The organism is Ruegeria sp. CJ9, from assembly GCF_056536625.1.
Genome location: NZ_JBQFPY010000007.1, coordinates 132356 through 156844 on the forward strand (window position 1 = coordinate 132356; position 24489 = coordinate 156844).

The window sequence follows — 24489 nt, forward strand, 5'->3', positions numbered from 1 at the left end:
GTTCAGCCGTCCGAATCAGTTGAGTCCGTGGCATCCGCCTCAGGGGTCGCACTGTTCGATGTCGCCAATGCACCGTTTTCCCAAACACCGGTTTCCTCTTCGCCGTTGGCATAGCGCACTGTGCCGTTGCCGTGCCGTTTGGCGTCGACAAAGCTGCCCTCGTAAACATCGCCGCTTGGGTATGTGGCGATCCCGTCACCGGTGATCTTGCCTTCGGTCCATTGGCCAGAATAGCTGAACCCGTTGGCCATGACGATTTCACCTTGCCCGTGGCGTTTGCCTGCGTTGAACTCGCCGGAATAGGTGGTGCCATCGGGGTACGTGGACAAGCCCTTGCCCTGACGCAGACCATCGGCCCAATCCCCGTCATAGCTGGACCCGTCAGCAGAAGTCAGAATGCCCTTGCCACTCGGTTTGGCGTTTTTGAACTGTCCTTTGTAGACCGTGCCGTTGGGATAGGTGGAAATACCCTGACCTTCAATCACACCAGCGATCCAATCGCCATCATAGGTCGAGCCGTCGGGGTAGGTGATCAGGCCCTTACCCTCGGCCAGATCAGCCTTGAAATCGCCGACATGGACCGAGCCATCCGGATAGGTCATCTCACCTAAACCCTCAAGCAGCCCGTCGGTCCATTCGCCGGTGTATGCAAATCCGTCAGTGCCGGTATAGGCCCCCTGACCATGGCGCAGATCGTTGGCATAGTCGCCTTCGTAGACGTCGCCATTGGCATAAATCATCTTGCCCTTGCCTTGCCGCCGACCCTCGATCAGTTCGCCTTCGTAGACGTCACCGTTGACAAGGGTCATGCGCCCGGAGCCTGTTATGCGGTCTTCGACCCAATCGCCGACGTAAGTCATCCCGTCGGGCAGGGTCAGGCTGCCTTGACCGTGGCGCTGACCATCCTTGATTTCGCCCTCGTAGATACCGCCTTCGGCATAGGTAATCTTGCCACTGCCCTGTTTGACACCATCAACCCAGTCCCCGTCATAGCTAAAGCCGCTGGGGTCCGTCATCACGCCCTTGCCGTGATAACGCGCGTTTTTGAAATTGCCCTCGTAGCGCGCGCCATTGGCATAGATCGCGATGCCAGCGCCATTGAGCGACCCGTCGGCCCATTCACCATCATAGCTGCCGCCGTCGGCATAGATGATCTTGCCGCGCCCTTCGGGTTGCCCTTTGACAAACATGCCTTCGTAGATCGAGCCGTTGACATAACGGGCAATCCCCTTGCCCTGAATCTCACCCTCGGCCCATTCACCGCTATATTCGAACCCGTTAGGCAGGCGATACGTGCCGGTTCCGTGACGCAGGCCGTTTTCAAACGTGCCTTCATAGACGCCGCCAACTTCATCGTCCGTGGTGATTACCTGACCGTTCTGCGCGGCGGCGCCAGCAGCGATCAGAGCGATTGCTGATGCGGCAATGGAAATGCGAAAAGCGTTCATAATCTGTCCTGCCTGCCCAGTGTTGATCCTTTTGCGCAAAACTAAGGTACCGGTGGGGGCAGAGCAACGGGTTTTGCCGCATTTGCCTTTTACTTGCGCAATGATCTGCTAAATGGCTGTAAGACTGACGAGGGCAAGAGGGCACAATGGCCGACCGTTTCCGTATCACTCTGGCGCAACTCAATCCCACCGTGGGGGATATCGACGGTAACGCTGCCAAGGCGTTGGCCGCGTGGAAGCAGGGGCGCGAGGCCGGGGCCGATCTGGTGGCGTTCCCCGAGATGTTCATCACCGGCTACAACACGCAGGACCTGGTGATGAAGCCTGCGTTCCACCGGGCGGCGATGGCGGCGGTCGTGGATCTGGCCAAACAATGCGCCGATGGCCCTGCGGTGGCGATTGGCGGACCTTGGGCAGAAGATGGCAATCTTTTCAATGCGTACCTGATCCTCAAGAACGGGCGGATCAGCAGCAAGTCGTTGAAACATCATTTGCCCAATGAAACTGTATTCGACGAAGTTCGCCTGTACGATGCCGGGCCTTTGGGCGGGCCTTATGCGGTTGGCAACACCCGCATCGGCAGCCCGATCTGCGAAGACAGCTGGCATCCGGACGTGGCCGAAACGCTTGAGGAAACCGGGGCCGAGTTTCTGCTGATCCCCAATGGTTCGCCGTATTTCCGCAACAAATACGACGTGCGCCTGAATCATATGGTGGCCCGCGTGGTCGAGACTGGCCTGCCGCTGATCTATCTGAACATGGTTGGCGGTCAGGACGATCAGGTTTTCGACGGGGCCACGTTTGGCCTGAACCCGGGCGGAGAGCTGGCGTTTCGGATGCCTGTCTTTGACGAGGCCGTGACGCAGATCGATCTGGAGCGTGGCGATGATGGCTGGCGCATCGTGCCCGCAGAAATCGTGCCGCAGCCCGACGAATGGGAGCAGGACTATCGCACCATGGTGCAATCCTTGCGCGACTATATGGGCAAGACCGGGTTCAAAAAAGCGCTGCTGGGTTTGTCGGGCGGCGTTGATTCTGCCTTGGTCGCGGCTATCGCAGTGGATGCCATTGGCGCTGAGAATGTTCGCTGTGTGATGCTGCCTTCGGAATACACCAGTCAGGCGTCATTGGACGATGCCGAAGCCGTCGCCAAGGCGATGGGCGTTCACTATGACTATGTGCCGATCTCGGACAGCAGGGCAGCCGTGACCGAGACCTTGGCCCCGCTGTTTACTGGGCGTGATGCGGATTTGACCGAAGAGAACATCCAATCCCGCTTGCGCGGATTGCTGTTGATGGCGATCTCGAACAAGTTTGGTGAGATGCTTTTGACCACAGGCAACAAATCCGAGGTCGCGGTGGGATATGCCACCATCTACGGCGACATGAACGGCGGCTATAACCCGATCAAGGATTTGTACAAAACCCGTGTGTTCGAGACCTGCCGCTGGCGCAATGCAAACCACCGCGACTGGATGATGGGGCCCGCAGGTGTGGTGATCCGCCCTTCGGTCATCGACAAACCGCCTAGTGCCGAGCTGCGTGAGGACCAAAAGGACAGCGACAGCCTGCCCGACTATCCGGTTTTGGATGCCATTCTGGATATTCTGGTCGATCGTGAGGGCTCGATCGCCGATTGTGTCGCTGCCGGATTTGACGAGGCTGATGCGCGGCGGGTCGAGCATCTGATCTATATCAGCGAATACAAACGCTTTCAGTCCGCCCCCGGAACTCGGTTGACACATCGGGCTTTCTGGCTGGATCGCCGCTATCCGATTGTGAATCGCTGGCGGGACAAAGGCTGAACTGCTCTGGAACCAATTAAGGAAAAAATGATTGTCTCCTTCGCTAGGCTAGTTTGCCCAGAGAGGTGAGCATTGTTTCAAATTTTCCGATAACACTCTAATTTTCCAGCCTCTCTTGGAATGGATGGCTTGAAATTGAGACATTTTTTTGCCACATTTTAGCTTAATTCACGCCCCATCTGGGGCGGTGTGACCTTATTTCGAAAGTATCGAATTGTGGCGCACTTGGTATTGGATGTCTGAGTTAACGATTTGGTGTTATTATGTATGAGGGATATGACAAACCGCTTCACCCGCCGTTGAGGTACAAATCAATGGAGTCCGAGGCGCGGGTTCTGGACGAAGCTAAGTTGGATTCTGCCATCGCGGATCTTCTTCGCGAGGATGAGCCCGAAGACCCCGAGCCTGAGGTGAAATCCACAAAAGCGCCGGCCGTCTTTCCTGAACTGCCTCAACAGGCCGAGATGGATGAAGAGGTCGAGACGAAAGACAGCGGGTTGGGGGCGACCCTGCGCCAGAAATTGGCAGAGTTGCGCGGCGCGGCTTAATTTCTAGGTGAATACGGACGGAATGGCGCGTGTTTTCTCGCGCCTATTGGCGTGTTCGCCACAACTTTTGAAAATCATCACCCCTGCGGCACAAGGCACGTTGCCTGCGCGCTCGCTCTGGGCCTTCATGGCGGTTCGAGCCATGAAATAAGAGCGGTTGATGCCCGGCCCCAAGCCAACCCCCGTCGAACCTGATTTGCACTTGCCCAAAACCGTGGATGTGGTTGTCATTGGCAGCGGCATAATCGGCGCGTCCACCGCGTTGGAACTGTCTGAACGCGGTGCTTCGGTGCTGCTGTGTGAAAAGGGGCAGATCGCGGGCGAGCAAAGCTCGCGCAACTGGGGATGGGTGCGTCTGGGTATGCGCGACCCGCGGGAAATCCCGTTGATGGTCGAGGCGCTGCACCTTTGGCAAGGGCTGGATCAGCGGACCGGCCGCAAGACAGGTTATACCCGTGCAGGCATCCTGTTTGGCGCCTCGGGCAAACGCAGCAGCGGAAATCTGGAACGCTGGCTACGCCATGTCGACGGGTTGCAAACCGGTGCCAGATTGGTGGCCGGGGGTGAGTTGGACGCGATGCTGCCTGATACTGCAGCGGATTTTGATTGCGCCCTTTTTATGCCGCAGGACGGTCGGGCCGAGCCGCAATGGGCCGCACCCGCCATCGCCGAGGCGGCGCGGGACCGTGGGGCGGTGCTGATGACCAATTGCGCAGTGCGCAGTGTCGATCTTAGGGATGGCCGCGTTTCTGGTGTGTTCACCGAGCGTGGTCGGGTGGCATGTAACTATGTGGTTCTGGCCGGTGGTGCGTGGTCACGTCTGTTTGCCAGGAATGCCGGGATTGATCTGCCGCAACTGAAGGTACTGAACACGGTTCTGCGCACGTCACCTGTCGAGGGTCCTGAAACAGCGCTTTGGGCGGATGAATTCGCAATGCGAAAGCGTGCCGATGGCGGCTATAGCATCGCGTCCGGTCGTGAGAATACGGTTGATATCGTGCCCGATAGCTTTCGTCTGGGTCGACAGTTCCTGCCTGCCTTTAAACAGGAATGGCGGTCTTTGCGCTTTCGATTGTCGGGCCGCTGGCGCACTGAGGCGCAGCAGGATCAGACCTGGCTGCCAACCGATGTGACGCCGTTCGAAAAATGCCGTGTGCTGGACCCCGAGCCGTCGTCAAAAGTGTTGCGCAAGGCATGGGCCAAAGCACGCAATGCGTTTCCGGCGCTTGAACAGGCCGAGATTGTACAAAGCTGGGCGGGCATGATCGATGTAACACCGGATGCGGTGCCGGTAATCTCGGGGGTGGATGAGATGGCGGGAATGTATATTGCAACCGGTTTTTCCGGTCACGGGTTTGGTATTGGCCCCGCAGCAGGTCGTCTGATGGCTGACCTGGTCGCCGAAACCACGCCTTGCGTCGATCCGGCCGCTTTTCGCCTGTCCCGTTTCACGGATGGCTCAATAGTGCGGCCGGACCCTGGATACTAGGGCTTAGCCCATCATCTGATAGCTGACCGGGACAAAGCGGAACCCGTCACCGCGCGTTTCGACAAAGCCGGCCGCCGGGAACGGCATGTGATAGCCGATCATAGGCACCTTGTCGGCGGCCAGCATGCCCAGCACATTGCGCCGGGATGCAGTGGCTGCCGCCTTGTCCATGTCAAAGCGCACCTCCCATTCCGGGTGGGCAAAAGACCAGACATAGTGATTGGCCAAATCAGCGGTCAGCACCAGACGTTGCCCGTTGCTTTCCAAGTGGTAAACTGTGTGACCCGGAGTATGCCCATAGGCTGCGACTGCGGTGATGCCCGATGCAACCTCGCCCCCGTCTTCGACAAAGGTCATCTTTTCGGCCAGCGGTGTCACTTTGGCTGCGACCAGATCGCCGACGCGGTTGCCTGCGTCTTGCGCGGCCCAGAAATCATACTCAGGCGATGCAGTGACATAGCGCGCATTCGGGAAGGTCGGCGCGTCGTTCGTGGTCATGCCGCCGATATGGTCGGGATGCATATGGGTGATCACAACGGTATTGATCTGATCTGGCGTCACGCCCGCATCCGCCAGCGCGGCCTGAATGCCGCCCTGACCTAGGCCAGTGTCGAACAGAACCAGCTCAGACCCGGTATTGACCAGTGTTGGGGTAAAAAAGAACTGCGCCACCTCGGGCGAGATGAAGTTGTCGGCTGAGACCTTGGCGAAATCCTCGTCCGAAGCGCCGCCGCCAAAGATATCCTTGGCGCCGTCACGGGGCAGGCTACCGTCCAACAATGTGGTGACGGTGAAGTCGCCCAACTTAAAGGATTTGGCGATGGTTGAATTGGTCTTGGTCTCGGTCCCGGCGGCCAGAACCGGGGCGGCGGCGGATGCGAATGGCAATGCTGCTGCGGCTCCTAGGGCCGCGCGGCGAGTCAATTTGATGGTCATTTTCGATCTCCCTGTCAGAATATCAGGATGTTAGGTAGGGCGGAGAGGGTCACTTGCCACTCTATACACTCAAGACATGGGCTGTGTGGTTGAACATTACGTGTTAAATTTTGTTCATGGCGCGATCTGTAAACAAAACCGTCCCCACAGGGCAAAGCGTTGAGAGTTTCCTTTCGGCGGTACAGCCAACGCGAAAAGCCGAGGAGGCACGGGTACTGGATGCAGTATTCCGTAACGCGACGGGATTTGCACCTGTTATGTGGGGGGCGTCGATGATCGGGTACGGGCGATACCATTACCGATATAAATCCGGGCGCGAGGGTGATTTTCTGGCCACCGGGTTTTCCCCACGTAAATCTGCGCTGTCGATCTATATCATGCCCGGTTATGCGGATTTCGGGGATATTCTGACGGGCCTGGGCAAGCACAAACTGGGCAAATCCTGCCTTTATGTGAACAAGCTGGCGGATATTGATCTGGATGTGCTCTTCGAGCTGATCCGCGCCGGGTTGAAAGACTTGGATCGGCACTGGCCGGTGCAACCGACCTGAAACCCCTGCTGGACAAAAACGCGCCTTTGTGACATGAGCCGCGCCAACAGGAGAACTCCATGACCACCACCCGTTTTGCCCCGTCGCCCACCGGTTATATCCATGTGGGCAACCTGCGCACCGCCTTGATGAACTATCTGATCGCCCGCAAGGCAGGCGGTACATTTATTCTGCGTATCGACGACACCGATCCCGAGCGGTCGAAAGAAGAATATGTCGACGCCATCAAGCAGGATCTGGAATGGTTGGGTCTGCATTGGGACCGGGTCGAGCGCCAGTCCGAACGGCTGGACCGTTATGCCGAAGCTGCGGACAAACTGCGTGAGATGGGCCGGTTTTATGAGGCGTTTGAAACGCCGACCGAGCTGGACCTGAAGCGCAAGAAACAGCTGAACATGGGCAAGCCGCCAGTTTATGACCGCGCCGCGCTGAACCTTTCTGAGGCTGAGAAAGACGCGTTGCGGGCCGAGCGTGGTAATGGTGTCTGGCGGTTCAAGCTGGATCATGAGCGGATCGAATGGACCGATGGTATTCTGGGCGACATCTCAATCGATGCGGCCTCGGTGTCTGACCCGGTGCTGATCCGGGGGGATGGTCAGGTTCTGTATACGATTGCATCGGTGGTGGACGACACCGAAATGGGCGTTACTGACGTTGTGCGCGGCTCGGACCACGTGACCAACACCGCGACGCAGATTCAGATCATCGAGGCACTGGGCGGCACTTGCCCGCGCTTTGCGCACCACTCCCTACTGACCGGCCCGCAGGGTGAAGCTTTGTCCAAGCGCCTGGGCACGCTAGCCCTGCGCGATTTGCGTGAACAGGGTGTGCAACCAATGGCTCTGCTGAGCCTGATGGCGCGTCTGGGCTCGTCCGATCCGGTTGAGTTGCGTTCGGACATGGCTGAACTGATCGAAGGATTCGATGTAACCCGTTTCGGGGCTGCACCAACAAAGTTCGACGTGCAGGACCTGTTCCCGCTGACGGCGAAGCACCTGCAATCGCTGCCGCTGGCCGATGTGGCCGACGCCGTTGCCGACGCAGGCGTTCCAGCCGACTTGGCCGAGCCGTTCTGGTTGATGGCGCGCGAAAACATCACCACCCTGGCCGATCTGAAAGGCTGGTGGGAGCTGTGCCGCGACGGGGCTGAACCCTTGATCGCGGATGAGGACCGTGAGTTTATCGCCGAAGCCGTTGCGCTGCTACCCGAAGGGCCTTTCGATGGTGAAACATGGGGCGCATGGACCAAGGCGGTGAAAGAAGCCACCGGCCGCAAGGGCAAGGGCCTTTTCATGCCGCTGCGCAAGGCGCTGACCGGCATGGAGCGGGGCCCGGAAATGGCGACCTTGCTGCCGTTGCTGCAGGTGATCCGCGCGCGCGGATGAATGTACCTGATCCGGTATTAATCAGCCTAGAACACGAATGAGGCAGGCAAACCGCCTGCCTTTTTTTGTTGGCCGGTCTGCAGCACTTGTGCCGAAACCTGTTGCAAACGATCATCCACCAATTCGGTCTCTGCCGGTTTTAGTTGCTGATGGCGCGGATACCGAGGTTCTGCGCGATCATTCAGGATTGGCGCGTCCCAACCATCGGTGGTTGCAAAAAACCGATCCACTCCATCGGGTCCGAAGGCACGCAGATAACCCTGCACAACCACGTCAATATAACTTAGCAGCAGCGGGTGGTGGTTGCTGGGTGCGGTATGACGGTCATGCGGCACCGCATAGACGGCAATTTCAACGTCATGGGTCAGGGGGTGTGTCACCGCCTGCGTGGCAGGCACCCGATCATAAGCCCATTCCCGTTCATCCAGCGCCGCCCAGTCGTTTTTCGGCACATGAGCTATCATCCCCTCAATCTCACAATCCGGGTCCGGCACTGCTGTCAGAAAGGCCACCGGGCGCAGATCGGTATGGCGCCAGGCGCGCCGCCATCCCTTTAACCGGGCCGGGTGCGGATCGGGGAAATCATGGGTCGAAAGGTTCACAAGGCTGCCATAGCCAAAGAAATAAGGGTCCGCCATGCGCCTACATGTCCTTCTAAGCGATTGATGTATGTCAAACCGCTTTTTTGCCAGACATGCAATAAGGTCCCACCTTGAAATTTGGGAGGCCAACATGCGGATTACCAAACGGACAAACATAGCAGTGCGCCTTTTGATGTATTGTGCGGCGCATCAGGATCGATTGGTGACAAAGGCCGAGATTGCGGATGTGTGCAATATCTCGGAAAACCATCTGGCACAGGTGATCAATCAATTGAGCCAGCTAAATTACCTGAGCACCCAGCGCGGTCGCAATGGCGGTATGTCTCTGGCGCGCCCAGCTGACGAAATTCGCGTCGGGTCGGTTTTTCGCCATGTCGAGGGCGCTTTACCGATCGCCGAGTGTTTTGCCGATGCCGACAATACTTGTCCACTGACCGATGCGTGTCGGTTGCGGGTGGCGCTTAGCGACGCTGCCGAGGTTTTCTATGCCTCGCTGGACGAGATCACGCTGGATGCGCTGGTCTGTGACAACGAACAGCTGTTGCAAATCCTGCAACCGGTGGCCTGCGTGCGCTGATCCTAGTCAGCGGCGCGCAGAATGCTGGCCGGGCGTACCGCCAGTGGGCGCAGGGCAAAGACCAGACCTGCGCCCAGTGTCACAAGGATTCCAGCCAGCACGATACCCAGGGCTGAACTCCAGATGACCGTGAACCCGGTGTCAAAGATGTATGTGGCCACAGCCCAACCCCCTAATATCCCGGTCAGCAGGGCGACACATCCGGCGGCCGCGCCCAGCAAGATCGAACGCAGCGCAAAGCTGAGCAAGATGCGCCGCCGGTCTGCGCCCAATGTCTTGAGGATCGCAGATTCGCAGCGGCGCGCGGTTTCGCCTGCTGCGGCGGCCCCGATCAGGACCAAGAAACCGGTCAGCAAAGACACACCCGCTCCATAGGAGGTCGCCGCCGCCAGCCCGGCCAGCAGGCCTGAGACACGATCAATCGCGTCCCGCACCCGGATCGCTGTGATGTTCGGATATTGCCCGGCCAGGTCGCGCAGAATGGCAGCCTCGGCCTGTTCTTCGGCATAGACGGTGGCGATAAAGCTGTGTGGGGCTCCGGCCAGCGCCGAAGGGTTCATCGACATGATAAAGCCGATGCCGGCGGTTGAAAAATCGACCTCGCGTAGTGAGGTGATTTCGGCAGTGATGTCCCGGCCAAGGATATTTACGGTCAACTCGTCGCCTAGGGACAGGCCCATTTCCTCGGCCTCTTCTGCCGCGAAACTGACCTGCGGTGAACCGGAATAGTCATCCGGCCACCATTCGCCTGCCGTGACGCGGGTGTTTTGTGGCCGAGCGGCGGAATAGGTCACGCCCCGATCACCGTCTAGAACCCAGTGGTCGCCAGCTACCTCACGGGCAGGGCGGCCGTTGATCTGGGTGATGATCCCCCGCAGCATCGGTGCGCTTTCAACACGGGTGACAGCCGGGTCAGCGTTCAGCCGTTCGGTAAAACCGGGCATCTGGTCTTTTTGAATGTCGACGAAGAAATAGGATGGCGCCACGTCCGGCAAATTGCCTGCGATTGCATTGCGCAGGGTTCCGTCAATCTGGCCAACGGCGGCTAGTACCGAAAGCCCCAGCCCCAAGGACAGCACGACCGACGCAGCCCCTTCGCGCGGGTCCGAGATGGCCGATAAGGCCCATCGCAGGGCCGGGCGACCACGTGCTGGTTTGGCACCGAAACGGGCAAACTTGCGGATTGCCAAAGCCGACAGAGACAGCACAAGCAGCGCGCCGACCAGCCCTCCGCTGGTCCAGAGTGTCAGACGTGCCGAACCGCTGAACCAGGATGCTGATGCGACCAGCAGGACCAGCCCGATGCCAGTCGCCAGGATGAATACCGGGCGCGGGAAGGCGTGGGCCGAAGACAACGCATCGCGGAACAGGGTCGCGGCCCGCACTTCTTCGGTGCGGGCCAGGGGCCAGAGGGTGAACAGGAAGGCCGTCAGAACCCCGTATAGCGCGGCCTCGGCCAGCGGACGCGTATAAAGCGAGAAGACCGCCGGGACAGGTAATTGGCTTTCGATCAGCGGGGCCAGTAGCAGGGGAAGTAGCCCACCCAAAGTTATGCCTATAAGGATGCCAATACCGGACAATACACCGATCTGGATCATGTAGGTTTGCAAAATCGTCGCGCGATCCGCCCCTAAAGTGCGCAGCGTGGCGATGGTTTCGGTCTTTTGCCCCAGATAGGCCCGGACGGCGGCAGAGACGCCAATACCGCCAACCGCCAGACCCGACAGTCCCACAAGAACCAGAAAGGCGCTGAGGCGGGCGACGAATTTCGCGATCCCCGGAGCGCCATTGCGGGCATCGGTCCAGCGCATACCGGTACTGTCGAAACTTTGCTGTGCTGTGGTGGACAAGGCCGCAAGGTCAGTATCGGGTGGCAAAGCCAGCCGGTATTTGGTGGAAAACAACGTCCCCGGCGCCAAAAGGCCCGACGCCTGTAAATCTTCGGTTCGTACCAAAGTACGCGGTCCCAATCCGAACCCGTCGGCAGCCCCGTCCGGCTCGTGAATCAGGGCGGCGGTCAGGGCAAACTCTTGCGTACCAAGGGCAAAGCGGTCTCCGACGGACAGACCTAACCGATCCATCAGCACCGGATCCATGACCGCTCCGGGCAGGTTTTGATCACCATCCAGAGCGGTGGATAGCGTTTGGTCAGGGTCCAGCACGGGTGTGCCCAACAACGGATAAGCCGCATCCACCGATTTCACCTGGGTCAGCGCGCGCTGGGCTTCCTCGCCTTGCTGGACTACGGCCATAGAGCGGAAGTCGACCACTTCAGACACAGCCGTTGCGGTCTGTTCCATCCAGTCACGCTCATCCTCATTGGCGAAGCGGTAGGTGAATTCCAATTGGGCATCGCCACCCAGAAGCGCAGCGCCTTCCTGGGCAAGTCCGGTCTGGATGGCCTGACGCACCGATCCAACGGCGGCGATGGCGGCAACACCCAGCGCAAGACAGGCCAGAAACACCCGAAAACCGCGCAGGCCGCCGCGCAGCTCGCGCCGGGCCAGACGGCCAGCCAGCCGCAGGCTCATTCCGCGGCCTCTTGCTGAACGTCTTCGGCAATCGTTCCGTCTCGCAACCGCACGACCCTGTCGCATTTGCGCGCCAGACTGTGGCTGTGCGTGACCAGAACCAGTGTTGCGCCGTGTTTGTCACGCAGACCAAACAGAAGATCGACAATGGCGGCACCAGTTGCATCGTCCAGATTTCCCGTGGGTTCATCCGCCAGCAATATCTGCGGTCGCGGGGCCGATGCCCGGGCTAGCGCCACCCGTTGTTGTTCACCCCCCGACAATTGCGCCGGGTAATGATCGCGCCGATGGGACAGGCCGACCGCTTCCAGTTCGGCCTCGGCGCTGTCGAACGCATCCCTGTGGCCGGCCAGTTCCAGCGGCGTGGCCACGTTTTCCAGCGCGGTCATGGTCGGGATAAGGTGGAAGTTCTGAAACACCACCCCCATCGTGTCCCGCCGAAAACGGGCCAAGGCGTCTTCGTCCATTTCTGTCAGATCGTTGCCAAGGGCGGTGATCTTGCCCGCCGTCGCCAGTTCCAGCCCGCCCATCAGCATCAACAACGAGGATTTGCCCGACCCGGAGGGCCCCACCAGACCCAGTGTCTCACCTTTGGCCACGGTCAGGGAGATGTCATGCAGGATATTGACCCGCCCGGCATTGCCATCCAGCGACAAAGCGGCATTTTGGAGCGAAAGAACAGGTGTCGTCATAGGTCTTTCCAAATGAAGGCGGTCAAATGGGATATGGAGCGGTTCTGATGGTGCGCAAGGCTTTGTTGTCGGTGATATTTGTCTGCTGCGGTTTTGCAACCACAGCTGAACAGGTCGTAATCGCAGCCTTAGGCGATTCCCTGACACAAGGCTATGGGTTGCCGGAAGAGGACGGGTTTGTACCGCAGTTGGACCGGTGGTTGAGGGCACAAGGCGCGGATGTACGCCTGATCAACGCCGGTGTATCCGGCGATACCACAGCCGGAGGCGCCGCGCGCGTGGGCTGGACTTTGACGCCGGACGTGGATGGTATGATCGTGGCGCTGGGCGGTAATGATCTGCTGCGGGGGATCGATCCGGCAGTGTCGCGCAGTAATCTTGAGGCAATTGTAAAAGTGGCAGACAGCTCGGAGGTCGATATCCTGCTGGTCGGCATGCAAGCGCCGGGGAATTATGGGGCGGATTACAAAGAAGCGTTTGACGCGATCTATCCCGACTTGGCGACTGCGTATGAAACGGGTTATGTGCCCAGTTTCTTTGCTGGGCTGACAGCCGGGGGCGATCCGGGCGCCGCCCGCAACTACATGCAATCAGATGGCATTCATCCGAACGCCGCAGGTGTGACCTTGATCGTTGAGAACCTAGGTCCTTACGTGTTGGAGCTTGTGAACGCCACGCGGCAGTGATCAGACGACAGTGACCACGGTGCCGATGGGCACACGTTCATACAGATCGACCACATGTGAATTCAGCATGCGAATACAGCCGTTGGATGCTGCCCGCCCAATGGTTTGCGGCTGCGTGGTGCCGTGAATGCGGAAATAGGTATCGACACCGTTCTGGAACAAATACAGCGCCCGCGCCCCCAATGGATTGTCGCCTCCACCAGGTTGGACATAGTCATTGTCCTTGAACTTGGCATAGGTGACGGGTTCGCGTTCGATCATCTCATCAGTCGGGCGCCAGGTCGGCCACTCCTTCTTGACGTCGATCGTGGCGGTGCCGGTGAATTCCAACCCCGCTTTACCCACCCCGCACCCATAGCGGACCGCCTTGCGCGGTTCGGTAACGTAGTAGAGGTAGAAGGACCGGGGAACGACAAGCAACTGACCCGGCAAAAACTCTTTCTTGATCCGTACGTATTGCGGCGTGGGATCGTATTCGACAGCTTTTTGCTTTGCGATTGCAACACCGGGCAAAAGGCTGGTGGCAGCAGTTGCTGTCAGGAAAGTACGGCGCGTGAACATGGCAGCTCTCTTCAACAAAACACAAAATTCTTGACCCTAATGTCGGAATGATAGCCGATCTGGTCAATCGCCGGAGAGAAGTAACCTGTTTGTGATGTATTCGCCGGGACACACTTGCGGATGATGGTCAAACGCAAAAGTGGTCGTCCAGTAAGGAAAAGGGCAGAGAAATGCTCTGCCCTTTCATTGACTTACGCCAACTGAATGTCGTCGGCGCTTTCGCGGCCGTCACGACCCGAGCGCAGCTCGTACGTGACTTTCTGATTGTCGGCCAGGCCGGTCAGACCCGAACGCTCGACAGCTGAGATGTGTACGAAGATGTCTTTGCCGCCATCTTCGGGTGCGATAAAGCCATAGCCTTTGGTGGTGTTGAACCATTTTACGGTGCCTGCGGGCATATCCGTTGTCTCCTGTTTAGTGCTGCCCACGGTGTTGCGGCAGCCCGGCGTCGTTGTCTGTATCGATAGACTGAGCGCCGTAGAAGGAGACAGTAGGTCGAAATAGAAAAACGTGTGCCCGTCAGATATGGCATTTGCACAAGCGCAGGGCAAGAGAGTGCTGAAGGCGATATCCTTCAGTAGGCAATTGGCCGTTCGGTTAAGGGCGAGTCAAATCTTGTAAATCTTGCTTTCCTCAGGAAACATTGTTCGGATCGCCTTCAGACTTTGGTCTGACAGAACAACGGGTCGTTGATCACTTGCGGCCTTTCCAACCCCATCCGATTGATTAACGTGTGGAAGCGCCTTTTGTTTGTTCTTGGCGCTGGTAAGTGGCTTAAGTCTGCGAGACCGCCAAGCCTCGGACAAAGCTGGGAATCTACGATTTTCCAGCTTGCTGGTTAGCCACCTGTTCAGTTTCTCAGTGTTTTCAAGCTGAAACACGTTTTTGACGTGGTTGACACCTGCGCGGTCGATGGCATGTGCTTCTAGGCTGAGCGGGGAAAGATTCTGGGTCGAAATCCATTTGGGCGCAAGTTCCTGCCAGGCAGGGTTCATGCCAACTTTGCCGAATTGAATCCATTCTTCAAAGTCGATTGTCGAGTTTTCATTCCAATCGGATTGATAGTTGTAGAGACAATCAGCATCAGGTCGAAAAAACCGATAATATGACCAGAGCATATCAACCGGATTACGGATGGTCATGAAATAGGTCAGCTTTGGGTGATCCGGGTACAACTCTGCCAGCTTTGCTTTGACATAGGGCGCCGTATCATGCGGGTGAAAATGCTCGACCGTTTTGGCCACATCGACAGCAAAATCACCGTCATCCTTTGAAAGAAAAGGGCCCAGATGTCTGCGGATTGATGTGGAACCACAGCGTGGCTTGGATATGAAAACAAGCCCCTTTGAGAAAAGCACTCTCACAAATATTGTCCTTTTGTTACTCGTCTGCTGCGGCTGCGATGTGACCAACAGTTGCAACCTGACCCACTTTTTTCCAATTGCCAAGCTGGTCTGACCTGGGTGATGCATCGTCGAACATCCAGTCAGGGTGCTTTGATCTGCGGTCTTCAGTTGGAAATCGGTAGTTCTTCGACAGTCATTCGGTATTGTTTGGACGCAACAAAACACCGTGGCAGGTGTTCGATCACGTCGTCGATCGGATCGTAAACAAGATCGGCTGCAGCTTTGAGTTCTGCCGGAATGTCCTTTGGCACACGCTCGCGCCGTTCAGGGGGCCTGAAGTCCAATCCAGTAAAGCGCGAGATGGTTTCCTGATATTCCCAAAGCGCGTCATAGTGAACGCACAGAACAGGCACGTCTTCATATGTCACCCATTCCTTGATCTGCCGCGCCTGCTGCAGCACATCACGCTGAAACAGTTCGTCATAGGTACCGGTGGCATGCAGGTGATGAAAATGCAGGTCGATCCAATCTGCACCGTATCTGTCCAGCGCGGAATAGACGGAAAACGCGGAATCCTTAGCAGACCCAAAACAAAAAACGACCCGAGTGTTCTCGGGCCATGAAGAGAGGGGCTGAGGGTAATCGTGTGTCTTGTACACGCACGGCGCGTGAAATGTAGCGTCGTCCAGCCGGGCGATGAAGTTCGATTTTTTCGCAGCTTCCCTATCAACGTCTCTTAGCGAATCCGCAAGGGCCAGAAAGGTCATTGTGCTACCTGACCGGCCATTGCTGGCGACGATGACGCAATTTTCCGGCGCGTTTTGCGGGATGCGCTTCAAACGCCGGGGGGCCAGCCTTTTGCGTACGCTGCGCATCCATTTGTCTATACGTGCTTCGATGAAACCGTTCATCGCGCAAACTTTTTGTGCTTCAACCGCTTGGGCTCCAGCGCATCTGGTCCCAAACGACGCTTCTTGTCCTCTTCGTAATCTTCGAAGTTGCCCTCGAACCATTCCACATGGGCATCACCTTCGAAGGCCAGTATATGCGTACAGATACGGTCCAGGAAGAAACGGTCGTGGCTGATGACCACCGCGCAGCCGGCGAAATCGACCAGGGCGTCTTCCAGCGCGCGCAGGGTTTCGACATCCAGATCGTTGGTCGGTTCGTCGAGCAGCAGGACGTTGCCACCCTCTTTCAACAGACGGGCCATGTGGACGCGGTTTCGCTCACCCCCGGACAGCAGCGAGACTTTCTTCTGCTGGTCGCCGCCCTTGAAGTTGAAGGACGAGCAATAGGCGCGGGAATTGACCTGCGCGTCGCCCAACTGGATGATCTCGGCACCGCCGGTGATCGCCTCCCACACGGTGTCGTTGTCTTTCAGGTCGTCGCGGGACTGGTCGACATAAGACAGCTCAACCGTGTCGCCTAGCGTGATGGTGCCGCTGTCGGGCTGTTCCTGACCGGTGAGCATCTTGAACAGGGTCGATTTACCGGCGCCGTTGGGGCCGATGACGCCGACAATGCCGCCGGGGGGCAGCGCAAAGTCCAGACCTTCGATCAGTTGCTTGTCGCCCATGTGTTTCGACAGGCTTTCGACCTCGATAACCTTGCCACCAAGGCGCTGGCCGTTGGGTATGACGATCTGGGCGCGGGTAAGCTTTTCGCGTTCGGACTGTTCGGCCAGCTCGTTATAGGCGTTGATCCGCGCCTTGGATTTGGCCTGACGGGCCTTCTGACCCTGGCGCATCCATTCCAGCTCGCGCTGCAGCGTCTTCTGCTTGGACTTGTCTTCGCGCGCTTCTTGCTCCAACCGCTTGGCTTTTTGTTCCAGCCATGCGGAATAGTTGCCCTCGTACGGAATGCCGCGGCCGCGGTCGAGCTCGAGGATCCATCCCGTAATATCATCCAAGAAATAGCGGTCGTGGGTGACGATCAGGATGGTGCCCTTGTAGTCGATCAGGTGCTGTTGCAGCCAGGCGATAGTTTCGGCGTCCAGGTGGTTGGTCGGTTCGTCGAGCAGCAGCATGTCGGGCGCTTCCAGCAGCAGTTTGCAGAGCGCCACGCGGCGTTTCTCACCACCGGAAAGGTTGGCGATGTTGGCGTCGTCCGGCGGGCAGCGCAGCGCCTCCATCGAGACGTCGATCTGGCTGTCGAGGTCCCAGAGGTTTTCCGCATCGATCGCGTCCTGCAGAGTGGTCATTTCCTCCATCAACTCGTCCGAATAGTTCTCAGCGATCTCCATGGCGATCTCGTTGAAGCGGTCGACCTTGGCCTTTTTCGCGGCCACGCCCAGCATGACATTTTCGCGGACTGAAAGCGATTCATCCAGCTGGGGTTCCTGCGGCAGATAACCGACCTTGGCGCCCTCAGCCGCCCATGCCTCACCCGAGAAATCGGTGTCGAGGCCGGCCATGATCTTCATCAGCGTCGATTTACCCGCACCGTTGACGCCGACAACACCGATTTTCACGCCAGGCAGAAAGCTCAGGTGGATGTTTTCAAAGCACTTCTTGCCACCGGGATAGGTCTTTGAGACACCCTGCATGTGGTAGACATATTGATAGGCGGCCATGTCGCGTCCTCTGGGTCGGGGAAATTGGGTTGAAACGCTAGATATCTAAGCGGGGCGGGCGGGGCAAGCTGGTGGTTTTGTGAATTTCTAATGGCGTCGAATTTAGTTAGATCTATTCGCTGAGTGGGAGCTAAAATGTCGAATTTGGCGGAATTGATAGCTGGCTGGGCCAAGCCGGGTTGTGTCGATTGGATTGGATTGCGACCTGAGCGCTGCAAAGAAATGCGCGCGGTTGATAATATTATGATTTCAGCAGACGGCCTAGAGGGCGACCGGGGTCGCGCTGGCAAAAGGGCTGTGACTCTGATCCAGCAAGAACATCTGGCGGCGATTGGTTCCTACTTGGGGCAAGGGCCGGTTGCCGCCGACATCCTACGGCGCAACTTGGTGGTTTCGGGGATCAATCTGGCGGCGCTCAAGGGGCGGGAGGTGCAGGTGGGGGAGGCTATTCTGCGATTCACTGTCATCTGCGCGCCGTGCAGCCGGATGGAGGAGGCGCTGGGCAAGGGCGGCTATTCCGCCGTGCGTGGGCACGGGGGATGGTGCGCCGAGGTCATCAGGTCCGGAGGGGTCCGGCTGGGCGATCTGGTGCAACCGGTTGATTGACAAGCCGCTTCAGTTCTGAACATCAGCAAAGGATGTTGCGAAGCGATATTCCATATGCACGGCCTGGCCAGGTCGTTGGTCTGTTCGGCGGGTCTTTTGATCCGCCGCATCAGGGACATGTGCATGTCTCGCTTGAAGCGATGAAGGCGTTTGGGCTGGATCGGGTTTGGTGGCTGGTGTCTCCGGGCAATCCGTTAAAGGCGCGTGGACCTGCCCCGCTACAGCGGCGCATCAAGGCGGCGCGGGACGTCATGCAGCACCCCAAGGTCGAGGTGACGGATATCGAGGCGCTGACCGGGACGCGGGCGACGGCGGATACGCTGGCGGCCTTGCAAAAACTTTATCCGCAGGTGCGGTTTGTCTGGCTGATGGGCGCGGACAATCTGGCGCAGTTTCATCACTGGAAGGATTGGCGGCTGATTATGGACAGCGTGCCGGTGGGGGTTGTCGCACGGCCGGGGGATCGGATCTCGGCACGGATGTCGCCTGCGGCGCGGCTTTACGCTCGATATCGCATTGACGGCCAAGCGCGGCATTTGCTGGGGCGTGCGCAGGCACCGGCGTGGTGTTTCGTGAATGTACCGATGGTCGATGTCAGCTCGACCGAGATTCGCACACGCGGTGGCTGGGATGGAGGGGTGTTGCCTGAATAGCCCCCATGCGGGCATAATCACATTCAGTGGTTGTTTGCCTGTGATCTCTGGGATTTTAATTGACCCATGGTTGATCGTATTTCGCGTCGTTTGTTTCTTGCGGGCCTTGGGGCCTCTATTGCGTCGGGCTCAGCGTTGGCCGACGCGCCTGTTCAATCCTTGCGACCGCAACTGCGGGGGGACCTGCCCAGCGGGGCAGAGCGCCTTATCCAGTCCGCCGGGTTGCGCGGGGAGGTTGTGTTTGCAGTCTCTGATGCAGAGACCGGTATGCAGGTTGAGGCGTTTGGCGGCGATCAGGGCCTGCCGCCCGCCAGTGTCGCCAAAGCACTGACCGCGCTTTATGCGCTGGATGTTCTGGGCGCGGATTATCGGTTTGAAACCGCGTTGATGGCGGATGGGCCGATTGAGAATGGCGTGTTGGATGGTGACCTGATCCTTGTTGGTGGCGGCGACCCGTTGCTGGACACAGATGATCTGGCCACGATGGCCGCCAATCTGCGCGAGGCCGGAATCACCGAGGTGCGCGGGGCGTTCATGGTCTATGACGGAGCGTTGCCCTATGTGTTCAGCATTGACCCCGGGCAGCCGGATCATCTGGGTTATAGCCCGGCCATCAGCGGCATCTCACTCAATTTCAATCGCGTCCATTTCGAATGGAAGCGCGCTGGTGCCAGTTATGACGTGAGTATGGATGCGCGCACCGCCCGATATACTCCGTCTGTGGATATGGCGTCGATGCAGGTCGAAAAGCGCAGTTTGCCGATATACACCTATCAGCCAAGTGCGCGGCAGGATCGCTGGACCGTTGCCCGCGGTGCGCTGGGCAATGGTGGCGCGCGTTGGCTGCCCGTTCGCAAACCTGCGCTTTATGCGGGGGATGTTTTCCGGACTCTGGCGCGGGCAAATGGCATTGTGCTGGGGCGCGTACAGATCACGCGGCAGACCCCGCAGGGCACTGTTTTGGTGGTGCATCAGAGTGATCCGCTGGAAAGTATTCTGCGCGGTATGCTCAAATATTCGACCAACATAACGGCCGAATTGGTCGGTATGATGGCTTCGAAAGCCCGTGGGGCAAATATGCAAAGCCTCGCCGATTCCGCCGCTGAAATGAATCGCTGGGCGGTCGAGACCTATGGTGTGACCGGGATTGCGATGGTGGATCATTCGGGGCTTGGCGATGCGTCCCGCGTGGCACCCGCGGATTTGGTTACCGCGCTGGTGGCGGCGCGCAAGGACGGCGCGCTGCGGCCCTTGCTCAAGAAATTTACCCTGGCGGACCGTCAGGGACGGCCGGTCAAGGATCACCCGATCAAAGTAGACGCAAAGACCGGGACGCTGAATTTCGTGTCGGGATTGGGCGGCTTCATAACTGCACCGGATGGCTCTGAATTGGCCTTTGCCATCTTTACCGCTGACGTTGATCACCGCGCGACCATTCCCCGTGCGCTGCGCGAGCGTCCGGAAGGCGCGCGCAGCTGGAACAACAGGTCGCGCAAGCTGCAACGCGCGTTGATCGAACGTTGGGGGTCGTTACAGGGCAGCTAGGATCAGGTCGTGTGGCGCGCCCGTGCGCCACGCTCGATCGCTGCGGCGTGCAGACGGTCAATGCTCAACTCGTAGCGGATTTCTTCCAGCAGGCGCAGTTCGGTTTCCGCAAGCGACCCGTCCGCAGCGGCCACATCGCAAGCCAGCGCATAGGCCGTTTCATTCAGCCGCTCGGGAAGGTTATCGCGGATCAGGCCGAAAAGTGCATCCAGCCCGTCCTCTTGCTCGAACAGGTCGAACACCGTCTGAGATACACGGCGCGTGCGGTCGATATCGTATTCGGCAAAGACAGGTAACATGTTGACGGCGCCTTCGATCTTGACCAACTCGGCCGTGCGAATGGTTTCATCCGATGCAGAGACCGCGACCATGATCGCAACCAGGCAATCCTGTGGGGACATCGGGTGGGGTACTTGTTCGGTCATGGTGTCGTCCTGATTGGGCTTTTTGCGCTCGCACGATAGGAGGGCTGGCGGGCAGGTTCAACGGATTTTGCCCCTGACCGATCAGAGAATGGGCAACGGGCCGCGTGTTTTGGTCTGGCGCAGCACAAAATTGCTGCGCGTGTCGCGGACAAGGCCGGATTTCAGCAGCCGTTGCATGATGAAATGTTCAAGGTCCTCGGGCGTCTTGGCATAAACCTTTAGGATAAAGTCGTGGTCTCCGGTGATTGAGGCGCATTCGACGATTTGCGGCTCGGTTTCGACCAATCGCAGGAATGAGTTGATGCTGTCCTCTTGGTGATCGCGCAATGCGACGTGAACATAGGCAATGGCGTCCAGCCCGACCGATTTGGCCCGCACCTGCGCAATGTAGCCTGATACCACCCCGGATGCCTCAAGATCGCGTACGCGCCGCCAACATTGCGAGGCGGAAAGACCGGTTCGGTCGGCAAGGTCTTGCATAGACAGGCGGCCATTGGTCTGCAGCTCTTGCAGGATGGCGATATCAGCAGGTTGGATGGTTTGTTTCACAAATTGTCACCTTTCGATATATATTTGCCAAAATAATCAGAAACCATCGATTGTCCAAATCAAAACCTTCAAGTCGCGTGGCTATACTTTTCCTGCGGAGGGAATGCAGATGCCAAAGTCGACCAAATACATCGCCAAAGTGGCCGATGAACGCGGCCATATCGCCTATACAGAAGAAGAGGACGCCGTTTGGGCTGACCTCTATGCTGCGCAAGCAGAGAACGTGCAGCGTTTTATGGCGCGAGACTATCTTGAAGGGTTGGAAAGGCTGGACTTGCCAATGACCCGCGTGCCTTCATGCGCGGATATCTCGGAACGGCTGTTGGACATGACCGGCTGGCGGGTTCAGCCTGTGCCAGCGCTTATCGGGTTCAAGACATTCTTTGGCATGCTGGCAGATAAGGTGTTTCCCGCTGCGTCCTTTATTCGGTCACGCGAGGATTTCGATTACATTGAGGAACCGGATATTTTTCATGAAATTTTCGGTCATACCCCGCTGCTGAGCGATCCACGCTTTGCGGCGTTCAGCCATGCCATCGGCAAGGCAGGCGTGCAGGCTGATGACAAGGACTATGCCTGGCTGATCCGACTGTATTGGTTTTCGATCGAATTTGGGTTGCGTCGTCAGGATGGTGTGATCAAGGCGTTGGGGTCGGGGTTGGCGTCCTCGCCGACAGAGCTTGTCTATGCCGTCGAAAGCGACATTCCTGATCGGGATCCGTTCGATGTACTGACGATCCTGCGCACGCCTTATCGGATCGATATGCATCAGATGGGCTATTTCGTGCTAAACTCACCCGAGGAACTTTTTGCCGCCGCCGACCGCGATTTGCTGGCAGACGTGCGGCAGGCACAATCCCTGGGATTGTTGCCAAACAAGTTCCCGGAAAAGGCAACCGCAGCGGAGTGAACGGATCATGACACTAACAGGAGAAACCTGCAGCCTATCGGACCGAACCTGTGTGCCCTGTTCAGGTGGCGTTCCAGCTTTGACGCGGGATGAGGCGAACACGCACATGGCGGAGCTTTCGCCCGATTGGAATTTGGACGCTGATGCGAAAGAACTGAGCCGTCACTACAAGTTCAAAGGGTTCGCCAAGGCGACCTATCTGGCCAATCTTTGCGCGTGGCTCGCCGATCAGCAGGGGCACCACCCGGATGTCACCTTTGGCTGGGGTTATGTGGATGTCAGACTGACCACGCATGAAATTGGTGGTCTAAGCGAGAATGATTTCATCTGGGCGGCCAAACTGGACCAGTTGACCATATAGATCAGCCTTCCATACAGGAAAAAACCAGCGCTTTATTGACTCATGCTGCACCGGCACAATAGGAGGGTCCGGTCGGTTGCATGGGGTGACCGGCGCTGTTTTTCCCGATGGAGCTTGTCTAAAAATGTCTGAACTGCGTGAAACCGCGATTGCGTCCAAGGCCTGGCCTTTCGAAGAGGCGCGCCGGGTGCTCAAACGCTATCAGAAAGCGGCTCCGGAAAAGGGATACGTGCTGTTTCAGACCGGCTATGGCCCGTCGGGTCTGCCGCATATCGGTACATTTGGCGAGGTTGCACGGACCTCGATGGTCCGTCACGCCTTTGAACAAATCAGTGACATCCCGACTAAGCTGATCTGTTTCTCGGACGACATGGACGGTTTCCGCAAGGTGCCGACCAACGTGCCGATGCAGGAAGAGCTGAAAGAAGACCTGCATCTGCCGCTGACCAAGGTGCGCGATCCGTTTGGCACCCATGCCGGGTTTGCCCAGCACAACAATGCGATGCTGTGCGATTTCCTGGACAGTTTCGGGTTTGAGTACGAGTTCGCCTCGGCCACGGATTACTACACCAGCGGTCGGTTTGATGAGATGCTGTTGATCGCGTTGGAGCGCTTCGACAAAATTCAAGAGATCATGCTGCCGACGCTTGGGCCAGAACGGCGCGAGACCTATTCGTGCTTCCTGCCGATCAGCCCGAAAACCGGGCACGTGCTGCAAGTGCCGACGCTGGAGCGCAATGTCGCTAAGGGCACGATCGTCTATCAGGAACCTGACGGCGAGAAGGTCGAAATCCCGGTCACTGGCGGTAACGTCAAGATGCAGTGGAAGCCGGATTGGGCGATGCGCTGGGCTGCGCTGGGTGTGGACTATGAGATGTCGGGCAAGGACCTGATCGACTCGGTCACGCAGTCGTCCAAGATTTGCCGGGCGCTGGGCCAAAAGCCACCCGAGGCGCTGAGCTATGAGCTGTTCAACGACGAGCAGGGCCAGAAGATTTCCAAATCGAAGGGCAATGGCTTGTCGATGGAGGAATGGCTGACCTATGCCGCGCCTGAAAGCCTGTCGTATTTCATGTATCAAAAGCCCAAGACGGCAAAGCGGCTGTATTTTGACGTAATCCCGAAGGCAGTGGATGAGTATCATCAACAGCTGCGAGCCTATCCGGGGCAGGAGCTGAAGGCCCAGTTGAACAACCCTGTTTGGCATATCCATGGCGGCAATGTTCCTGCATCCACGCTGATGGTGCCTTTTGCGATGTTGTTGAACCTCGCGTCCGTTTCGGGGGCTGAGGATAAAGAGGCGTTGTGGGGGTTCATTCGCCGCTATGCGCCTGAGGCGACGGCTGAAACGCATCCGGATCTGGATCAGGCGGCTGGCTTTGCTGTGCGCTATTTCAACGATTTCGTCAAACCAACACGTCGGCACCGCGCCCCGACGGATCAGGAACGCGAAGCGTTGGAGGCACTGAAAACTGCGTTGGAAGCTTATGACGGCCCCATTGAGGATGAAGCGCTGCAATCGGTGGTTTATTCGATCGGGCGAGAGCGGTTCGATCCCATGCGGGGTTGGTTTACTGCGCTGTATGAAGTGTTGTTGGGTGCCTCGCAGGGCCCACGTTTTGGCGGCTTTATCGCGCTGTACGGCGTGCCGGAAACGATCGCGCTGATCGATAAGGCGTTGGCGGGTGAGCTGGTCTGATTTGACCTG

The 24489-nt window shown here is 58.1% G+C and carries 25 protein-coding genes; 13 read left to right on the plus strand and 12 right to left on the minus strand.

Annotation, left to right across the window (positions count from 1 at the left end):
* Positions 1–2: 2 nt before the first annotated feature.
* The gene (locus tag ACR0AJ_RS15570; RefSeq protein WP_170377678.1) at positions 3–1448 is read right to left on the minus strand and encodes an MORN repeat-containing protein; all 1446 of its coding nucleotides are present in this window, start codon (positions 1446–1448) and stop codon (positions 3–5) included.
* 146 nt (positions 1449–1594) lie between these two features.
* Here ACR0AJ_RS15570 and ACR0AJ_RS15575 point away from each other — a divergent pair, with 146 nt between their 5' ends.
* The 3 genes from ACR0AJ_RS15575 to ACR0AJ_RS15585 all read left to right on the plus strand — a co-directional run bounded on the left by ACR0AJ_RS15575 (position 1595) and on the right by ACR0AJ_RS15585 (position 5290).
* Complete coding sequence (locus tag ACR0AJ_RS15575; protein ID WP_170350558.1) at positions 1595–3253, plus strand: NAD+ synthase; 1659 nt, start codon at positions 1595–1597, stop codon at positions 3251–3253.
* 314 nt (positions 3254–3567) lie between these two features.
* The gene (locus tag ACR0AJ_RS15580) at positions 3568–3801 is read left to right on the plus strand and encodes a hypothetical protein (RefSeq protein WP_170350557.1); all 234 of its coding nucleotides are present in this window, start codon (positions 3568–3570) and stop codon (positions 3799–3801) included.
* Positions 3802–3961: 160 nt separating this feature from the next.
* Positions 3962–5290, plus strand: a complete 1329-nt coding sequence (locus ACR0AJ_RS15585) for an NAD(P)/FAD-dependent oxidoreductase (RefSeq protein WP_480648190.1) — start codon at positions 3962–3964, stop codon at positions 5288–5290.
* A 3-nt stretch (positions 5291–5293) separates the two neighbouring features.
* On the opposite strand, the gene ACR0AJ_RS15590 is transcribed toward ACR0AJ_RS15585, so the two are convergent.
* Positions 5294–6226 carry an MBL fold metallo-hydrolase gene (locus tag ACR0AJ_RS15590; protein ID WP_480648192.1) on the minus strand — a complete coding sequence of 311 codons (933 nt, stop codon included), beginning with the start codon at positions 6224–6226 and terminating at the stop codon, positions 5294–5296.
* Positions 6227–6342: 116 nt separating this feature from the next.
* Between ACR0AJ_RS15590 and ACR0AJ_RS15595 the strand changes: the two genes are divergently transcribed.
* A complete protein-coding gene (locus tag ACR0AJ_RS15595; RefSeq protein ID WP_480648194.1) occupies positions 6343–6777 on the plus strand; it encodes a DUF1801 domain-containing protein in 435 nt (144 codons plus the stop codon).
* A gap of 59 nt (positions 6778–6836) precedes the next feature.
* A complete protein-coding gene (gene gltX, locus ACR0AJ_RS15600) occupies positions 6837–8162 on the plus strand; it encodes a glutamate--tRNA ligase (RefSeq protein ID WP_480648196.1) in 1326 nt (441 codons plus the stop codon).
* 26 nt (positions 8163–8188) lie between these two features.
* Here gltX and ACR0AJ_RS15605 read toward each other — a convergent pair whose 3' ends face one another.
* The gene (locus ACR0AJ_RS15605) at positions 8189–8800 is read right to left on the minus strand and encodes a gamma-glutamylcyclotransferase family protein (RefSeq protein ID WP_170350552.1); all 612 of its coding nucleotides are present in this window, start codon (positions 8798–8800) and stop codon (positions 8189–8191) included.
* 94 nt (positions 8801–8894) lie between these two features.
* Between ACR0AJ_RS15605 and ACR0AJ_RS15610 the strand changes: the two genes are divergently transcribed.
* Complete coding sequence (locus ACR0AJ_RS15610) at positions 8895–9341, plus strand: RrF2 family transcriptional regulator (RefSeq protein WP_170350551.1); 447 nt, start codon at positions 8895–8897, stop codon at positions 9339–9341.
* 2 nt (positions 9342–9343) lie between these two features.
* Here the strand turns inward: ACR0AJ_RS15610 and ACR0AJ_RS15615 are convergent, their stop codons facing one another.
* Positions 9344–11872, minus strand: a complete 2529-nt coding sequence (locus ACR0AJ_RS15615; RefSeq protein WP_480741287.1) for an ABC transporter permease — start codon at positions 11870–11872, stop codon at positions 9344–9346.
* Entirely contained in the window at positions 11869–12564 is a 696-nt protein-coding gene (locus ACR0AJ_RS15620; RefSeq protein ID WP_480638762.1) for an ABC transporter ATP-binding protein, read from the minus strand. Before ACR0AJ_RS15620 ends, ACR0AJ_RS15615 begins: the two co-directional genes overlap by 4 nt.
* A 26-nt stretch (positions 12565–12590) precedes the next feature.
* Here ACR0AJ_RS15620 and ACR0AJ_RS15625 point away from each other — a divergent pair, with 26 nt between their 5' ends.
* Positions 12591–13250, plus strand: coding sequence for an arylesterase (locus tag ACR0AJ_RS15625; RefSeq protein WP_480663376.1), 660 nt, complete (start codon positions 12591–12593; stop codon positions 13248–13250).
* On the opposite strand, the gene ACR0AJ_RS15630 is transcribed toward ACR0AJ_RS15625, so the two are convergent.
* The 5 genes from ACR0AJ_RS15630 to ettA form a co-directional block, all read right to left on the minus strand.
* Positions 13251–13811, minus strand: coding sequence for a L,D-transpeptidase (locus ACR0AJ_RS15630; protein ID WP_170350548.1), 561 nt, complete (start codon positions 13809–13811; stop codon positions 13251–13253).
* 191 nt (positions 13812–14002) lie between these two features.
* Positions 14003–14209: a cold-shock protein gene (locus tag ACR0AJ_RS15635; RefSeq protein ID WP_170350547.1), complete on the minus strand. Its 207-nt coding sequence runs from the start codon at positions 14207–14209 to the stop codon at positions 14003–14005.
* A 210-nt stretch (positions 14210–14419) separates the two neighbouring features.
* A complete protein-coding gene (locus ACR0AJ_RS15640; RefSeq protein ID WP_480741289.1) occupies positions 14420–15175 on the minus strand; it encodes a sulfotransferase family protein in 756 nt (251 codons plus the stop codon).
* Positions 15176–15321: 146 nt separating this feature from the next.
* A complete protein-coding gene (locus ACR0AJ_RS15645; protein ID WP_170350545.1) occupies positions 15322–16068 on the minus strand; it encodes a hypothetical protein in 747 nt (248 codons plus the stop codon).
* On the minus strand, positions 16065–17732 hold the full coding sequence (ettA, locus tag ACR0AJ_RS15650; protein ID WP_170412802.1) for an energy-dependent translational throttle protein EttA: 1668 nt from the start codon (positions 17730–17732) through the stop codon (positions 16065–16067). Before ettA ends, ACR0AJ_RS15645 begins: the two co-directional genes overlap by 4 nt.
* Positions 17733–17975: 243 nt before the next feature.
* On the opposite strand from ettA, the gene ACR0AJ_RS15655 reads away from it, so the two are divergent.
* The 3 genes from ACR0AJ_RS15655 (at position 17976) to dacB (ending at position 20536) form a co-directional block, all read left to right on the plus strand.
* On the plus strand, positions 17976–18338 hold the full coding sequence (locus ACR0AJ_RS15655; RefSeq protein ID WP_480741290.1) for an MOSC domain-containing protein: 363 nt from the start codon (positions 17976–17978) through the stop codon (positions 18336–18338).
* Between the two features lie 32 nt (positions 18339–18370).
* Positions 18371–18991 carry a nicotinate-nucleotide adenylyltransferase gene (locus ACR0AJ_RS15660; RefSeq protein ID WP_480648207.1) on the plus strand — a complete coding sequence of 207 codons (621 nt, stop codon included), beginning with the start codon at positions 18371–18373 and terminating at the stop codon, positions 18989–18991.
* Positions 18992–19057: 66 nt separating this feature from the next.
* Complete coding sequence (gene dacB, locus ACR0AJ_RS15665) at positions 19058–20536, plus strand: D-alanyl-D-alanine carboxypeptidase/D-alanyl-D-alanine endopeptidase (RefSeq protein WP_480741292.1); 1479 nt, start codon at positions 19058–19060, stop codon at positions 20534–20536.
* A 2-nt stretch (positions 20537–20538) separates the two neighbouring features.
* Here the strand turns inward: dacB and ACR0AJ_RS15670 are convergent, their stop codons facing one another.
* Together ACR0AJ_RS15670 and ACR0AJ_RS15675 are read right to left on the minus strand one after the other, a co-directional pair.
* Positions 20539–20961 (minus strand): tellurite resistance TerB family protein, encoded by a 423-nt coding sequence (locus tag ACR0AJ_RS15670; RefSeq protein WP_170350540.1) that lies wholly within the window; start codon positions 20959–20961, stop codon positions 20539–20541.
* Positions 20962–21042: 81 nt separating this feature from the next.
* On the minus strand, positions 21043–21510 hold the full coding sequence (locus ACR0AJ_RS15675; RefSeq protein ID WP_368040019.1) for an Lrp/AsnC family transcriptional regulator: 468 nt from the start codon (positions 21508–21510) through the stop codon (positions 21043–21045).
* 109 nt (positions 21511–21619) lie between these two features.
* Between ACR0AJ_RS15675 and phhA the strand changes: the two genes are divergently transcribed.
* The 3 genes from phhA (at position 21620) to ACR0AJ_RS15690 (ending at position 24480) form a co-directional block, all read left to right on the plus strand.
* Complete coding sequence (gene phhA, locus ACR0AJ_RS15680) at positions 21620–22420, plus strand: phenylalanine 4-monooxygenase (protein WP_170350539.1); 801 nt, start codon at positions 21620–21622, stop codon at positions 22418–22420.
* Between the two features lie 7 nt (positions 22421–22427).
* Positions 22428–22781, plus strand: a complete 354-nt coding sequence (locus ACR0AJ_RS15685; protein WP_170350538.1) for a 4a-hydroxytetrahydrobiopterin dehydratase — start codon at positions 22428–22430, stop codon at positions 22779–22781.
* 124 nt (positions 22782–22905) lie between these two features.
* Complete coding sequence (locus ACR0AJ_RS15690) at positions 22906–24480, plus strand: lysine--tRNA ligase (protein ID WP_480741294.1); 1575 nt, start codon at positions 22906–22908, stop codon at positions 24478–24480.
* The last annotated feature ends 9 nt before the right edge of the window (positions 24481–24489 follow it).

Coding starts and splice junctions, on each gene's coding strand:
- dacB (WP_480741292.1), top strand. CDS start 19,058: ATGGTTGATCGTATTTCGCGTCGTTTGTTTCTTGCGGGCCTTGGGGCC.
- ACR0AJ_RS15585 (WP_480648190.1), top strand. CDS start 3,962: ATGCCCGGCCCCAAGCCAACCCCCGTCGAACCTGATTTGCACTTGCCC.
- ACR0AJ_RS15580 (WP_170350557.1), top strand. CDS start 3,568: ATGGAGTCCGAGGCGCGGGTTCTGGACGAAGCTAAGTTGGATTCTGCC.
- ACR0AJ_RS15605 (WP_170350552.1), bottom strand. CDS start 8,800: ATGGCGGACCCTTATTTCTTTGGCTATGGCAGCCTTGTGAACCTTTCG.
- ACR0AJ_RS15595 (WP_480648194.1), top strand. CDS start 6,343: ATGGCGCGATCTGTAAACAAAACCGTCCCCACAGGGCAAAGCGTTGAG.
- ACR0AJ_RS15570 (WP_170377678.1), bottom strand. CDS start 1,448: ATGAACGCTTTTCGCATTTCCATTGCCGCATCAGCAATCGCTCTGATC.
- ACR0AJ_RS15655 (WP_480741290.1), top strand. CDS start 17,976: ATGATTTCAGCAGACGGCCTAGAGGGCGACCGGGGTCGCGCTGGCAAA.
- ACR0AJ_RS15630 (WP_170350548.1), bottom strand. CDS start 13,811: ATGTTCACGCGCCGTACTTTCCTGACAGCAACTGCTGCCACCAGCCTT.
- ACR0AJ_RS15575 (WP_170350558.1), top strand. CDS start 1,595: ATGGCCGACCGTTTCCGTATCACTCTGGCGCAACTCAATCCCACCGTG.
- ACR0AJ_RS15615 (WP_480741287.1), bottom strand. CDS start 11,872: ATGAGCCTGCGGCTGGCTGGCCGTCTGGCCCGGCGCGAGCTGCGCGGC.
- phhA (WP_170350539.1), top strand. CDS start 21,620: ATGCCAAAGTCGACCAAATACATCGCCAAAGTGGCCGATGAACGCGGC.
- ACR0AJ_RS15590 (WP_480648192.1), bottom strand. CDS start 6,226: ATGACCATCAAATTGACTCGCCGCGCGGCCCTAGGAGCCGCAGCAGCA.
- ACR0AJ_RS15645 (WP_170350545.1), bottom strand. CDS start 16,068: ATGAACGGTTTCATCGAAGCACGTATAGACAAATGGATGCGCAGCGTA.
- ACR0AJ_RS15625 (WP_480663376.1), top strand. CDS start 12,591: ATGGGATATGGAGCGGTTCTGATGGTGCGCAAGGCTTTGTTGTCGGTG.
- ettA (WP_170412802.1), bottom strand. CDS start 17,732: ATGGCCGCCTATCAATATGTCTACCACATGCAGGGTGTCTCAAAGACC.
- ACR0AJ_RS15635 (WP_170350547.1), bottom strand. CDS start 14,209: ATGCCCGCAGGCACCGTAAAATGGTTCAACACCACCAAAGGCTATGGC.
- ACR0AJ_RS15685 (WP_170350538.1), top strand. CDS start 22,428: ATGACACTAACAGGAGAAACCTGCAGCCTATCGGACCGAACCTGTGTG.
- ACR0AJ_RS15690 (WP_480741294.1), top strand. CDS start 22,906: ATGTCTGAACTGCGTGAAACCGCGATTGCGTCCAAGGCCTGGCCTTTC.
- ACR0AJ_RS15670 (WP_170350540.1), bottom strand. CDS start 20,961: ATGACCGAACAAGTACCCCACCCGATGTCCCCACAGGATTGCCTGGTT.
- ACR0AJ_RS15620 (WP_480638762.1), bottom strand. CDS start 12,564: ATGACGACACCTGTTCTTTCGCTCCAAAATGCCGCTTTGTCGCTGGAT.
- ACR0AJ_RS15660 (WP_480648207.1), top strand. CDS start 18,371: ATGTTGCGAAGCGATATTCCATATGCACGGCCTGGCCAGGTCGTTGGT.
- gltX (WP_480648196.1), top strand. CDS start 6,837: ATGACCACCACCCGTTTTGCCCCGTCGCCCACCGGTTATATCCATGTG.
- ACR0AJ_RS15610 (WP_170350551.1), top strand. CDS start 8,895: ATGCGGATTACCAAACGGACAAACATAGCAGTGCGCCTTTTGATGTAT.